Origin of the sequence: Brevundimonas vesicularis (assembly GCF_044807075.1) — a bacterium.
GTDB classification, from domain to species: domain Bacteria; phylum Pseudomonadota; class Alphaproteobacteria; order Caulobacterales; family Caulobacteraceae; genus Brevundimonas; species Brevundimonas vesicularis_G.
The window spans coordinates 2,906,618-2,919,094 of sequence record NZ_CP085234.1 but is presented as its reverse complement, the minus strand read 5'-3'; the positions used below and the strand labels follow the sequence as shown (position 1 = coordinate 2,919,094).

The window sequence follows — 12,477 nt, the reverse complement described above, 5'->3', positions numbered from 1 at the left end:
CGGCGGCCGTCGCTTGGGTCAGGCGTCGACGCCGACCCCGATGGGGCAAACCACGCCGGTCCCGCCGATGCCGCAGTATCCGGCCGGGTTCTTGGCCAGATAGCCCTGGTGATAGCCCTCGGCGTAGAAATAGTCGCTCGCCGGCTCGATCTCGGTGGTGATCGTCCCGCGCCCGGCCTGGGTCAGGGCGGCCTGATAGGCGTCGCGCGACGCCTCGGCTTCGGCCTGCTGCTCGGCGTTCAGCGTGTAGATGGCCGAGCGATAGGTGGTGCCGATGTCGTTGCCCTGGCGCATGCCCTGGGTCGGGTCGTGGTTCTCCCAGAAAGTCTTCAGCAGTTCGGCGTAGGTGATGACGCTCGGGTCGAACACGACCTTGACCACCTCGGTATGACCCGTGCGGCCTGTGCAGGTCTCCTCATAGGTCGGGTTGGGCGTGATCCCGCCGGAATAGCCGGCCGAGGTCACCCAGACGCCCGGCAACTGCCAGAAGATGCGCTCCACGCCCCAGAAACAGCCCATGCCGAAGATGGCGGTCTGGAAACCGTCGGGATAGGGCCCCTTCAGCGGATGGCCGCTGACATAGTGGTTCACGTCGGTGTCCAGCGGCTCGGCGCGGCCGGGCAGGGCGGTCTCGGGCGTGGGCATTTCGGCGGTCTTCTTGAACAGCATTTGCGGCTCTCTCATCGGAAAATGGCGTTGAAGTCCATATGGGGATGCGAGAGGCGCTTGCCGAGGGGGCGAGTGTGTTCTATCAGGCCCGCCTCCCGCCGGATCGACCTCCGGCGGCGCGCAAGACGCAGCGTGAAACGGACAGGTGGCGGAGTGGTCGATCGCGCACGCTTGGAAAGCGTGTGTAGGTGAAAGCCTACCGAGGGTTCGAATCCCTCTCTGTCCGCCACACCGCGTTGCTTTTATTGCTTATTCAAGACCGATTGATAGACCGGCCAATCAACCGTCATATCAGGCGACGGGCGTTGCGCTTATTTTTTCCATTGGCCGTATTCATTCAGCCGGTAAGCGCCATGAAGCATGGGATGCACCCGAGCGTGAGTGGAAGCCCCAACAAGGTCAGGCGACACGAGAGGCGCATCGATGTGAGAAACTATGAAGCGATCCTCCTCCCGGGTCTTCAGTGCAATCGCCCCGACGCGGTAGAGAATCGTCAGCACCGTCGCGAGGAGCGCCTCTTTGGAATTCCGCTTGGTTTCACAAACCGCTTGGCAGAGATCGTAGATTGGGTCGAAAGAGATTTTTCTCGCACTGCCCACGCTAAGCGCCAGCTCTTCAAGCTTGGCGCTGGCAACGAGCGTCTCATAGCTGACCGAAACGGCTTTCTCGCTGGTGATGAACGACAGCATCTCTGCAAGGCTAGGAAAGGTGCTTTTCCATTCCTGAACCAAAGCGTCGCGCCGCTTACGTGAATACTCCGCTTCGGCACGTTGAATGTGAGTCGGTGCAATCTCGTATTGATTGTCGGCGACCGCCAAACATTCGTTTACGAAAGCGATAAGGTCCCTAGGCCGCATATGAGACCGTTCAATCATATAATCGAACGGGTCTTTGTTCTTGATGTTTTTGGTGAAGACGTCTTTGAAAACCACATTTGTTCCAGTGTACTGACGTCTCAAAACCGTTGATATCCGCTTGTCAACGAGTTGGCGCAGATCGTTCTTAGACCATCTGATATGGATAAAATGGTCTTCGAACTTTTCTCGTTGGAAAGTGATATCACTTGTTTCTTGGACAACCCGTTCAAGAATGTCAGTTCTCAAAGCAACAAGAATCTTAAGATTTCGAACTGCTTTAAAGGACTTCAGGGACGCAATTAGTGCACGGATTAGCCTGAAACGGATAGACTCATCAACCCAACGCTCATCGATCTTGTCAATAAGTATAAAGCAACGCTGCATATCGTCGTTGGAAGTGGAAGCAAGCATTTCAACGACGCCATGCAGGTCGCGAAGTTGTTCAGCGCTGATTATGTCGCGAGCCCGCGCTACCAGTTCGCTCTTTTTCTCAGTGCTTAAACGCTTCTCGTATTGACCACCCGCTTTGAATTTTAAAATTTCCGCCGCAAATTCAGCGTTTAGTTTGTCTTCGTAAGCCTCTGTGATTTCTTTGATGTTTTGGTCCATTGTGATCCAAAACTTGTTACCCCATTCTTGTAGGTAGGCAACCGCCCGCCGTTTGCGGTCGTCTTTGGTAAATTTCGAAACGATCTTGTCAAAGATGGTCGCCGATTTCGCGGCGTTATCCACGCCCCACCGCAGTCGGATAAATTCTAGGCAAAGGACGTGCTTCCAGAGGACTTGGAACAGCAGGTCTAAATCCGCCCCAATGGCTTGAAGGAACCTAAGGGCGTCGGAGTTTGCCACATAGTTCATCGACATCTCTGCCGGATCAACCTCGGAAGTATGGCTTTCCTGATCCTGAACGTAGCGAAGTATCGCCGTCTTGCCGGAACCAGTCCGGCCCGCAAGGATCATTCCTGCAGAAGCGATCTTCAGCGCTTCATCTACGGGTGGATAGGTAACAAAGCATTCGAACAGCAGGTCGTCGTCAGACTCGGCATTGCCAGTTCCGATCGACATCCCCGCCTTCAGGATGACCGGGTTTACGCGCTTTGCCTTGCTCAACCTGATGCCCCTGCAGTGCGGTAGTTTACCCAAGCCGTCCCCGACCGGCCTGCAACCATTCTATGAGCGTCGCCGCCGGATGCAACCTTGCGGTTATTGGGTGCCCCGTCCGAGCTCGCTATGGCACCTCGGCTTCGACCTCATCGATCTCACGAACTAATAAGCCGATCCGCTGAATTGCCGCGTCATGCGTGACGGCGGCTATAGCCATTAGCCGCTCGGCTTCGGCCTCATCGCGGGAAAATCCCACGGCGGTGCACTCACCACGAAGCCGGTTAACCAATCCTCGGACTTCATCATCCCGAACGCGGCTAGCTAGCAGCATAGTCTCGGTGGTCCAGTGAAGGTTATCGTCCGAGAGGTTGTTCGGGAGCTGTTGCCTTTGCCATTCGCCGCCTTCGCGATGCGCTACAAAATCCTGAAAGAGCGATGCGCCTGTATTCCGAATGAGCTTCTGACTGGCGGTTTGGAGGGCGAGTAGGGTCTCGCGCTGAAAATCGCTTCGGCGGATCGAGACGCGTTCCCGGCGCTCTTCGCAACGACGCTCACGCTCCCGGTCGGTCAGCCGCTTGTCGGCAAGCCATCCTGCAAACAACGTGAGCGCGCCACCGGCAATGACCCCAAAAACAGTCCCGAACCAATCCGGCATTAGCGTCGACTTCCTCTAGTGCAGCGAGCTTCGCCGCTCTAACTGCGGCGCGCATCCGCCATAAGATGCATCCAGAAAAGATTCGGCCCAACAACCTGTCGTTCGGTCCCCGTTAAACTCCCGGAGCTATGGCGCGGGTACACTGGTTGGACTGGTCACAATGCTCGCGTATTGGGGATCGTGAAGTTTGGGGGAAGTCGTGTTTCAAAAACTGGTTTGCGGCCTGACAGCCGCGCTTTTTAGCTTCGCAATGGCAACGGCGGCGGCTGCCGACGTTCGAGTGATAATCGTTGCATTGAATGACGTGCCACACTCCCTTGGGCCTGATAGCTACATGAACAGCCCAACTAGATACAACAATACATATACTAGGTATGACAACTCTGAGACTAGATATTCTAACTCTCAGACGAAATATGAAAACAGCCCCAGCAAGTATGAAAATGGCCCGTCTGGATCGAGACGCCTTATTTCACCTTCTGGGTCCTATCTCGGTTATTACGTCCTGTCGGATGACGGAGTTTTGAACTTCTATAACGGCTCACGGCGCGTCGCATATATGCCTGCTGATGGTGACACTCAGAGCATTTTCAGTTCCAACGCTGAAGCTTGGTGCGGCACGTTGGGCGAGCTTGATGGGGAAATGATCCTCGCGATGACGCGCAACTGCTATCTACAGTTCATGCTCAGATAGGCTCGGTAGAGACGGCGCAATCTAACTGGTTCGGCTGAGCCGACTTCCGCCATTTGAGCCCGCATTAGCTGACGAAACCGGGGTTTTGGGGTGCGGTGTCCAATCAGCCGTCAAATCTCTCGTGGGGCTACAGCTCGATTGGTCCCTTGACGACAGGCAGAGCTACAGACGGCTCAATGCCAATGGCCGCTGCCCAAGCCACGAGTTCGAGCGCGCTGAGGTTCCTCTCAATCGACTCAACCTTGCCAACGAACGACGGCGGCTTCCCAAGTTTGGACGCCAGTTCGCGCTGTGTGAGGCCAGCCGAAATCCTCGCCTTCACCAGCGAGGCAATGATTGAGCGATGAACTGGCGAAGAAACCCAAGCGGGCATTGAAAGGACACCTGATGACCCTTCCGCTAATGGCCCGCTTCTCCTATGCTCCCACGCTAGGAGCAGCCATGAACGCCAAGTCGATCCTTGCCGGGCTTTTCGCCCTTCCAATCCTCACGGGGACTGCTGCCCACGCGCAAGACTACGGAGCCGCGCAAACTCGGCCTTGGAGCGTGGGAGACGAACGCGAAGTTCAGGCCGGAAGCTACCTTAAGCTCGTGAGCGAAGTCTCAGGCTGGCGCATCTGGCGAGAGACGCACTCTCGTGGGTGGGGGTGTAGCGCCGTAAAACCCGCTGAAGGCGCTAGGCAACCCCATCCCTTCAGCTCCAGAGCCTTCTACGGCTCTTATCCGGCGCTGCTAGTGACCCACGAAGACTCCGCTATGCGGCTGACGTGACCCCCTTAAACTCCTCCAGGAATAGCTAGAGTCCGCCCCTCGAAAGGACGGACAGAATGAAGCGATCACGGTTCACGGAAGAGCAGATCATCGGGATCCTGCGCGAGCAGGAGGCCGGCGTTCCGGTGGCGGACCTGTGCAGGAAGCACGGGCTGAGCTCACCGACCTTCTACAAGTGGAAGGCCAAGTATGGCGGCATGGACGTGTCAGAGGCCCGGCGTCTGAAGGCGCTGGAAGAGGAGAACGCCAAGCTGAAGCGGATGCTGGTGGACTCGATGCTGGACAGCGTCGCGCTGAAGGATCTGCTGGGAAAAAAGTGGTGACGCCCGCTGCGCATCGAGAGGCGGCGGCGCACCTGCAGTCGGCCTACGCGATGAGCGAACGGCGGGCCTGCCGGGTGTTGGGCGTGGATCGGACGAGCGTGCGCTATCAGGCGACGCGACCGGACGACGGCGTCCTGCGGGATCGGCTGAAGGCCCTGGCCCAGGAGCGACGGCGGTTCGGCTATCGCCGCCTGCACGTGATGCTTCGGCGCGAGGGGCATGCGGTCAACAAGAAGCGCGTCCAGCGGATCTATCGCGAGGAGAAGCTGACGGTGCGCCGGCGCGGCGGGCGCAAACGCGCCATAGGCACGCGGCGTCCGCTGGAGATTCCCCTGGTCGCGAACCAGCGCTGGTCGCTGGACTTCGTCTCCGACCAGATGACGGACGGGCGGCGCTTCCGCATCCTGACGGTGATCGACAACTGCACGCGCGAGTGCCTCGGGCTCGTCGCCGACACCTCGCTGTCAGGGCGACGGGTGGCGCGCGAGTTGGACGCCATCATCCTGCGGCGGGGACGCCCGGATACGATCATCAGCGACAACGGCACGGAATATACGTCCAACGCCATCCTGGCCTGGGCCGACGACGCCGGCGTGAGCTGGCATTACATCGCGCCGGGCAAGCCTCAGCAGAACGGCTTCAACGAGAGCTTCAATGGTCGGCTGCGCGACGAGCTGCTGAATGAGACGCTGTTCCGATCGCTGCCGCACGCCCGGGCTGTCCTCGAAACCTGGCGGCGCGACTACAACGAAACCCGGCCTCACTCGAAGCTGGGATGGTTGACGCCGAAGGCCTACGCACAGGCGCTCACCGGACAGAGCGGCCGGTCTGCTGCGCTGGTTGATGGCTGCTCAGACCGGCCTATTGCCAACCCCGCCAACCCCAGTTCAGATCAACCAAGGACTCTCGTTATGGCTGGATGAGAAACGGGGGTCACGTCACGGGGAAGTCGGCCATGTCCTCAGCCAGGATGGCGTCCACCGCTCCGGCTTCGCGGCGCTTGATGTTCAGCGCCTGTTGCAGGCTGGACCGGAAGCCGGTGACGACGATCTCATCGACCACGGTTGCGTCCTGGGCGGCATCTTGCGTGACGGGTTCTGAGGCAGGAACGGCCTGAGCCGCAGCCGCCGACGCACCCATCAGGGCCGCCAAGGATACGCCAACCGCGCACAGAGTCCGGGTGTTGGTCCGTCGCATTCGTTCTCTCCCCATCCCGGCGTCCATGTGGCACCGGTGTCATTTTGTGGCATGCTGTCGCGTATATTCGGATTAGCGACGTGTCGCTTATTGCAACAGCTTCCCGCATTTTGCAACAAGGTGATGTCAGGACCGAGAGATTCCGCTGAGTACGTCGATAAATCCTCGACATCTCAGGCGTTAGGGTTCGAGCGATTTGTGATGTTTCTAAGCGCCACGGTCGATTTCGACGGCATAGACGTGGTTGGCGCCGTGCATGTTCGACATGAAGACGATCCATTTTGCGTCCGGCGTGAAGGTCAGATTCGGCTCCAGCCGGTAGTCGTGGTTGGACAGATCCACCAGCCGCTCGGAGCGCAGATATTCGACGAAGATCTGGTCTTCCTTGTCGCTGGAAGGATCTTCATCGACGATCGGTTCGGGGCGCAACAGGACGAGCCATTTGCCGTCGGGCGCATGAGCCACCATGTCACCGTCGCCGCCGTCGCCAGCGAACAGACGACCGTCCGACGAGACGTTGTAATGGACCGACCAGTCATTTTGCTCGACCCGGCGATAGACCCGGCGGCCCGTCTCCAGATCGACCGAGGCGACCCAGAAAACCTGGCCGCGCGGGGTTTGCAGGTCATAGAGCACCTGTCTGCCGTCAGGGCTGAACCATTCGTGGCCGAAGATCTCGAAGTTCATCGTCCGCTGATGGGTCTTTCTCAGGCCCGTGCCATCGGCGCGGATAGCCCACATTCGATCCACGCGGTGCCAAGGCCCTTCATGGCAAAAGATGATCTGCTCGGGGTCGGTGGGGGAGAACTGGGTGTGGCCGATCCATTCGTTGGTCTTGTGGATCACGCGTCGCTCGCCCGTGGTCAGGTCGATGACGAAGATTTCCATCGGATAGCGCGCGGCCCACCGTTGAAGCATCCGCACGCCCTTGGCGCGGGCGAAGTTCAGCGGCTTTCCGTCCGGTCCATCAGCTTCGTACTCGGCCTGGTCGAAGCGGCGGTTGCGCGGGTCGGGCACGGTCGGCTGGAGCGGTTGGCTGTCATAGGCGACGAAGCCCAGCAGCAGGGTCTCGTCGGCGTTGACCGAGTTGATCTGGCCGTTCGGAATCAAGCCGATCTCGCGACGCTGTTTGGTGTCGACGTCGATGACGAACAGGGTCTTGGCGCGGTCCATCAACTGGCCTTCGCCAGGCGCGGTGACCGAATAATAGACGTTGCGGCCCTTGCGGCCGGTGAACATCAGATCGGCCTCGCGGTCGGGGACCAGGACGCTGACGGCCCAGGTGTTCAGATCGACGGCCGAAATGCCCTGCGGCGTCGAGATGACCATCAGGTCGGGCGCGCCGGACTTCGGCGGCAGGAACATGTTCTTGTAGAAATAGGGCTTTCCGCCGCCGCCGTCGGGCGAGACGCGGCGGATGCGGTGGCCGGTCTTCGGATCGACCCACTCGGTCGGGACCGGGCCGTCCCAGCGCGGCCGCTCGACCGGCGTCTCCTGGGTCGAGGGCGGGGCGGTGTTCGGCGCGGGCCAGACGGGGGTTTCGCCGGGAGCGGCCAGGGGGGCTTGGACCAGCGCCTGCCGGGCCTGGGCCGTGCTCGCCAGGGCGCCGACGGCGGGGGCCGCGAACAGGGCCTTCAGGGCGGTGCGTCTCGAGGTCGTCATTTGGGGGCGTTCCTCTGTTTTTGTCTTTAGGGCGCGGGCGTCAGCCCTTCGACCCGGACGGTCCAGCCGTCCTTTGGAAAGCCCGGCGCGGGGCCGGTCGAACCGTCCCAGCCGCCGGCCATCAGGCCCACGGCCATCAGCAGCGAGCCATTCGACGGGAAATAGGTCTCGGCGGCGCGGCGATAGCCGGGACCGTCCGGATTGACCGCCATCTCGACCCCTCCGGCGCCGGCCGAGATCGGCACCAGTTCGTCGGCGTGCTCGTCCAGATGGACGCGCGGGGTCATGCCGGTCGGGCCCCACTGATTGTTCTTCAGATCGGCGAACAGCCAGTCGACGGCTTTCTCGGGCTCACCCAACCGGGCGGCGGTCATCGCCATCATCGGGAAATCCCAGCCCCAGGTCTGGCGCACGTCCCAGTTCTGCTCCACCGCTTCAAACGTGCGGCGCATGGCGGCCTGATCGATCCGTTCGCCCGGAATGAAGCCATAGGCCATCAGGAAGGACGGGTGGTCGCGGTTCTTGCACTGGGCCGCCGCCGCATGTTTCCGGCAGGCGTCGGACATGGCCGTCTCCCAGAAGTCGGGCACGCTCTCGACCGGCAGATACAGGCCGTCCTTCATCGGCGGCGGCGCGATCTTGGCCAGGGCCTGATCCCAGTCGGCGCGGCGGGCCTGGCCCTTGCGTTCGCGCCACTGTTGCGCGGTTTCCAACGCCCAGCGGAAATACTCGACCTCGAAGGTCGGGTTCACCGTGGTCAGGGGATCGTAGTTCTCCTGGGCCGGTATCATCGGCGTTCCCAGGTTCAGCCGGCCGTCGCGTTCGATCGGCCAGGAGGCCAACAGGTCGGCGGTCGCTTCCACCACCTCGCCGTATCGATCCAGCACGGCCGGATCCTTCTCGGTCCGCCAGACCAGTTCGGCCAGCAGGATCGGATGTGGTTGCTGCCACATGATGAAGGGCGAGACCAGGCTGGGGCTGTTGCGGCCCTCCGGTCCGACCATCTTGGGCCACCAGGCGCCCTGGACGCGGTGACGCGCGGCCTCCTCGCGTGCCTTGGGCAGGTGGGCGACGTACCAGGGCAGGCTGCGTTCCAGCAGATCGGCATGTCCCCACATCGCCTGCCATCCGGAATGCCAAGGATGCATTTCCAGATGGAACTTGCCGTACCAGCTATTGGAGAACAGGCCCTCTTCCTGCGGCGGTAGTTCGCCGGCGCCGTTCACCGCCGACAGATATTGCGACAGCACCACCCGGCGCTCCAGCTCGGCGGCGCGGGGATCGGTGCTGCCGGTGAAGTCGACGGCGCCGCCCCGGGTCCAGAAACCGTTCCAGTGGGCGGTCGTCGCCTGGACGCCGGCGCTGTAGGCGGGCGTCGCGGGCGCCTGGGCCTGCTGGTCGAAGCGGACCATGACGGTCAGCCGGTCGCGGCAGGTCGAGGCGATGCGGAAGGCGGCGGGGCCGGCCTGTTCGATCCGGCCCGATGCGGTGATGCCGGAATAATAGGTGGTATCGCCCAGGGTGCGGCGAATGTGGACATCGCCTGTGTCGGACGCGACGATGTTGAGGCTGTGGTCGCCATCGCGCTCGAACGTTGTCGGGTCGGGATTGATGGCGGGGTTCACGCCCGGATAGCGGACCTGGACGCCCATGCCCTGAGATGAAACGAGAGGCGAGGCGATCTCGACCATGACCATGTCCAAGGTCGGGTGGACGCGGGTCACTACCTCGACCGGCTGGCCGTCATAGGTGAAACGGCTGGTCAGGGCGCCCGACCATAGGTCCAGCGTCTGGTGCGTGTCAGCGACCTTGGCGAAGTCGAGCGCTTTGCCGTCGGCGAAGGTCAGGCCGATGCGACCAAGCGAGAACCGATGCGGATTGGCGCGCAGCCATGTGTAGGCGGGCTGGGTCTCGGCCACCGCCCAGGATTTCATCCAGGCATAGGGCTGCTTGCCCCGGCCCGGCACGGGCACATCGATCAGGCCGTCCTGTTCCGTATAGCCGTGCGGGTTAGGAAAGCTGTGCCAGGCCCATTGGGCCATGGTCAGCAGAGGCGCGAGTTCCGAATACTGCTCCGGGAAGGTTTGAAGCCCGGTGATGTCGGCGGTGAAGCCCAAGCCGCCGTTGCCCAGCATGATCGGGGCATGGCGGTCGATGGCCGTCAGGTTGACGTTGTGGCGCGTGACCAGCGCGTGGCGGTCGATCGGCGTCGCGGGCGCGATGGCAGGGGCGGGCGTGACCGTTTGGGCGCAGGCGGCCGTGGGACCGGCCAACAGGGTGAAGGCGAGGAGGGCGGTGCGAAGACGCATCACTTCGCCTCCGCCTTAAGCCCCAGCCCCGCACCTTTCCAGCCATACCAGGCGACGACCGCGAAGCAGGCGGCGGGCAGGAGGAAGGCGACATTGGCGCCGTAGAGATCGGCGATCCGGCCCATCGGCCAGGGCAGGAGAACGCCGCCGCCGATGGCCATGACCATCAGGGAGGAGGCCTTCTTGGTTCCCGCGCCCAAACCGGTGGTGCCCAGGGCGAAGATGGTCGCGAACATGGTCGACATGAAGAAGAAGACGGCGATCAGGGCGACCGGCGAGACGATGTTGATCCCGGCGGCGACGATCAGGGTCAGGACGACATTGATGACGCCATAGGTGGTCAGCAGGACGCGGGGCTTGACCTTCAGCAGCAGGGCCGTGGCGAAGAAGCGGCCGACCAGATAGCCGATGGCCGCCAGCGACAGCATGAAAGCGCCTTGTTGCGACGTCAGGCCCTGCCAGTTGTGCGTCACCAGATTGATGAAATAGGCGCCGATGCCGACCTGGGCGCCGATGTAGAGGGCTTGGGTGACCACGCCGGCGATGAAGTGCGGCTGTTGCGACAGGGGCTTGGCCGGGGCGTCGCCCTCGACCGCGCCGCCGTGGTCGGACAGGCCAGTCTCCGGCAAACGGGCGCGCCAGACGGCAAGGGCGAACAGGACCACGCCGACGGCGATCAGCCCGTACACGATCTGGATCGAACGGGTCGCGCCGCCCAAGGCTTCGGTCGTCGTCGGGCTGAAAAAGACCGCGCCGCCGATCAGGGGGCCGAAGAAGACGCCTAGGGCGTTGAACGACTGGGCCAGGTTCAGCCGCTGCGAGGCCTTGGCCGGATCGCCCAAGACGTTGACGTAGGTGTCCGCGCTGGTCTCCAGAATGCACAGACCGGCGGCGAGGACGAACATCGAGCCGACGAAGGGCAGGAAGGCGCCCGCGCCCGCCGCCGGGATGAACAGCAGGGCGCCGATGGCGGTGACCGCCAAGCCCGACACGATGCCGAACTTGTAGCCCCGCGCGTGAAGCAACATGCCCGCGGGGATCGACAGCAGCAGATAGGCCCCGAAATAGGCGATCTGCAGCCAGGCGCTGTCCGCCTGGCTGATGCTCAGCGTTTCCTGGAAATGCTTGTTCAGCACGTCGAGCAGACCATAGGCCAGGCCCCAGATCAGGAAGCAGGCGATGGCGAAGGCCAGCGGCCCCTTCAGCGACCCGGTGGGCTTGGCCAAGCCTCCGGGGGTGTGGGCGGCGTCGGTCTCTATGACCATGGCGATATTCTCCTGGTGTTCCTCGGGCCTTGCCGTCTTGGTGCGGCTTCGGCGGATGGGTCAGATGCGGTAGATCGCCTCGGCGTTGCGGGCGAAAAGACGGTCGCGTTCGTCGGGCGAGAAGTCGGCCGTGATTGCGTCGAAGGCGGAATAGAAGGCGTCGAAGGTTCCGTGGACGCTCTCGACTGGGAAGTCAGAGGCGAACATGGCGCGCGTGGTTCCGAAAGCGTCGATGCACTCCAGAACGATGGGGCGGATGCTGTCGGACGTCCAGGCACTGTCGGTGATGCCCAAGCCTGAGATCTTGATCGAGACCTGCGGCTGGGCGGCCAGCAGGCGCAGACCTGTGCGCCAGCGCTCCATCCCCGCTGCGTTCCGGTCGGTCGGCAGGCCGGCATGGTTGACGACGATCGGGATGTCGGGATGGCGCGCGGCGATGACGGCGGCGGTCGCCATCTGGGACGGATAAAGCTGGAGGTCGAACGACAGGCCGTAGCGCGCCAGCTTCGCGAGGCCCTCGACCCATTTCGGATCACGCAACAGATCGCGGTCGGTGTAGGTCTTCTGCGCGTCTTCATGCCAGCAGACGATCTGGCGGATGCCGCGTACTTTCGGCCGGGCGGCGTGTGCCTCCAGCAGGACGTCCAGGTCTGGGTCAAGCATGTCGGCGCCGGCGACGATTGCGTTTGGACGACCGGTGTCATCGGCGAGCGACTGTAGCCAGTCTGTCTCAGCCAACTGCTGACCCACCGGCTGGCCGGCTTCGACGTGGACGATCTTGTCCACGCGCCAGCCGGCCGTATCGGCAAGATAGTCGTCTAGAAGATAGTTCGCGTTGGCGATGGGCGACATGTCTCCCGCCGGATTGTTCGGCAGGGGGTCGTCCTGAAGCCAGCCATAGCGCGCACGCGACAGGTCCCACAGGTGCACGTGCCCGTCGACGATGCGAAGGTCCGAAGCCACGTGTGCGT

10 protein-coding genes and 1 tRNA gene are annotated in these 12,477 nt (G+C 62.2%); 2 read left to right on the top strand and 9 right to left on the bottom strand.

Translation table 11 applies throughout. The annotated features are described in order from the left end of the window. Nucleotides 1–18: 18 nt before the first annotated feature. Complete coding sequence (gene msrA, locus LG306_RS14650) at nucleotides 19–669, bottom strand: peptide-methionine (S)-S-oxide reductase MsrA (RefSeq protein WP_404416000.1); 651 nt, start codon at nucleotides 667–669, stop codon at nucleotides 19–21. A gap of 139 nt (nucleotides 670–808) precedes the next feature. Between msrA and LG306_RS14645 the strand changes: the two genes are divergently transcribed. Continuing rightward, nucleotides 809–898, top strand: a tRNA-Ser gene (locus LG306_RS14645). Between the two features lie 82 nt (nucleotides 899–980). Here LG306_RS14645 and LG306_RS14640 read toward each other — a convergent pair. The 3 genes from LG306_RS14640 to LG306_RS14630 all read right to left on the bottom strand — a co-directional run bounded on the left by LG306_RS14640 (nucleotide 981) and on the right by LG306_RS14630 (nucleotide 4,352). After that, nucleotides 981–2,636, bottom strand: a complete 1,656-nt coding sequence (locus LG306_RS14640; protein ID WP_404415997.1) for a P-loop ATPase, Sll1717 family — start codon at nucleotides 2,634–2,636, stop codon at nucleotides 981–983. Nucleotides 2,637–2,754: 118 nt separating this feature from the next. Further along, entirely contained in the window at nucleotides 2,755–3,285 is a 531-nt protein-coding gene (locus LG306_RS14635; RefSeq protein WP_404415995.1) for a hypothetical protein, read from the bottom strand. Nucleotides 3,286–4,106: 821 nt separating this feature from the next. After that, entirely contained in the window at nucleotides 4,107–4,352 is a 246-nt protein-coding gene (locus tag LG306_RS14630; RefSeq protein ID WP_404415992.1) for a helix-turn-helix domain-containing protein, read from the bottom strand. A gap of 454 nt (nucleotides 4,353–4,806) precedes the next feature. Here LG306_RS14630 and LG306_RS14625 point away from each other — a divergent pair. Next, nucleotides 4,807–5,996, top strand: a protein-coding gene (locus LG306_RS14625; RefSeq protein WP_404413560.1) for an IS3 family transposase whose coding sequence is annotated in 2 segments (ribosomal slippage) — nucleotides 4,807–5,059 and nucleotides 5,059–5,996 — 1,191 coding nt in all. Because the reading frame shifts where the segments join, the coding sequence is not laid out codon by codon here. 10 nt (nucleotides 5,997–6,006) lie between these two features. Here LG306_RS14625 and LG306_RS14620 read toward each other — a convergent pair. The 5 genes from LG306_RS14620 to LG306_RS14600 form a co-directional block, all read right to left on the bottom strand. Beyond that, nucleotides 6,007–6,270 (bottom strand): hypothetical protein, encoded by a 264-nt coding sequence (locus tag LG306_RS14620; RefSeq protein WP_404415989.1) that lies wholly within the window; start codon nucleotides 6,268–6,270, stop codon nucleotides 6,007–6,009. 207 nt (nucleotides 6,271–6,477) lie between these two features. Beyond that, complete coding sequence (locus tag LG306_RS14615) at nucleotides 6,478–7,932, bottom strand: oligogalacturonate lyase family protein (protein ID WP_404415986.1); 1,455 nt, start codon at nucleotides 7,930–7,932, stop codon at nucleotides 6,478–6,480. Between the two features lie 26 nt (nucleotides 7,933–7,958). Continuing rightward, nucleotides 7,959–10,241, bottom strand: coding sequence for a hypothetical protein (locus tag LG306_RS14610; RefSeq protein WP_404415983.1), 2,283 nt, complete (start codon nucleotides 10,239–10,241; stop codon nucleotides 7,959–7,961). Beyond that, a complete protein-coding gene (locus tag LG306_RS14605) occupies nucleotides 10,241–11,506 on the bottom strand; it encodes an MFS transporter (protein ID WP_404415980.1) in 1,266 nt (421 codons plus the stop codon). Before LG306_RS14605 ends, LG306_RS14610 begins: the two co-directional genes overlap by 1 nt. Nucleotides 11,507–11,566: 60 nt before the next feature. Beyond that, nucleotides 11,567–12,469, bottom strand: coding sequence for an amidohydrolase family protein (locus LG306_RS14600; protein WP_404415977.1), 903 nt, complete (start codon nucleotides 12,467–12,469; stop codon nucleotides 11,567–11,569). Nucleotides 12,470–12,477: the final 8 nt, after the last annotated feature.

Excerpts from the sequence above, each read along its gene's own strand:
- LG306_RS14635 (WP_404415995.1), bottom strand. The coding sequence starts at position 3,285 with ATGCCGGATTGGTTCGGGACTGTTTTTGGGGTCATTGCCGGTGGCGCG.
- LG306_RS14620 (WP_404415989.1), bottom strand. The coding sequence starts at position 6,270 with ATGCGACGGACCAACACCCGGACTCTGTGCGCGGTTGGCGTATCCTTG.
- msrA (WP_404416000.1), bottom strand. The coding sequence starts at position 669 with ATGCTGTTCAAGAAGACCGCCGAAATGCCCACGCCCGAGACCGCCCTG.
- LG306_RS14605 (WP_404415980.1), bottom strand. The coding sequence starts at position 11,506 with ATGGTCATAGAGACCGACGCCGCCCACACCCCCGGAGGCTTGGCCAAG.
- LG306_RS14615 (WP_404415986.1), bottom strand. The coding sequence starts at position 7,932 with ATGACGACCTCGAGACGCACCGCCCTGAAGGCCCTGTTCGCGGCCCCC.
- LG306_RS14630 (WP_404415992.1), bottom strand. The coding sequence starts at position 4,352 with ATGCCCGCTTGGGTTTCTTCGCCAGTTCATCGCTCAATCATTGCCTCG.
- LG306_RS14610 (WP_404415983.1), bottom strand. The coding sequence starts at position 10,241 with ATGCGTCTTCGCACCGCCCTCCTCGCCTTCACCCTGTTGGCCGGTCCC.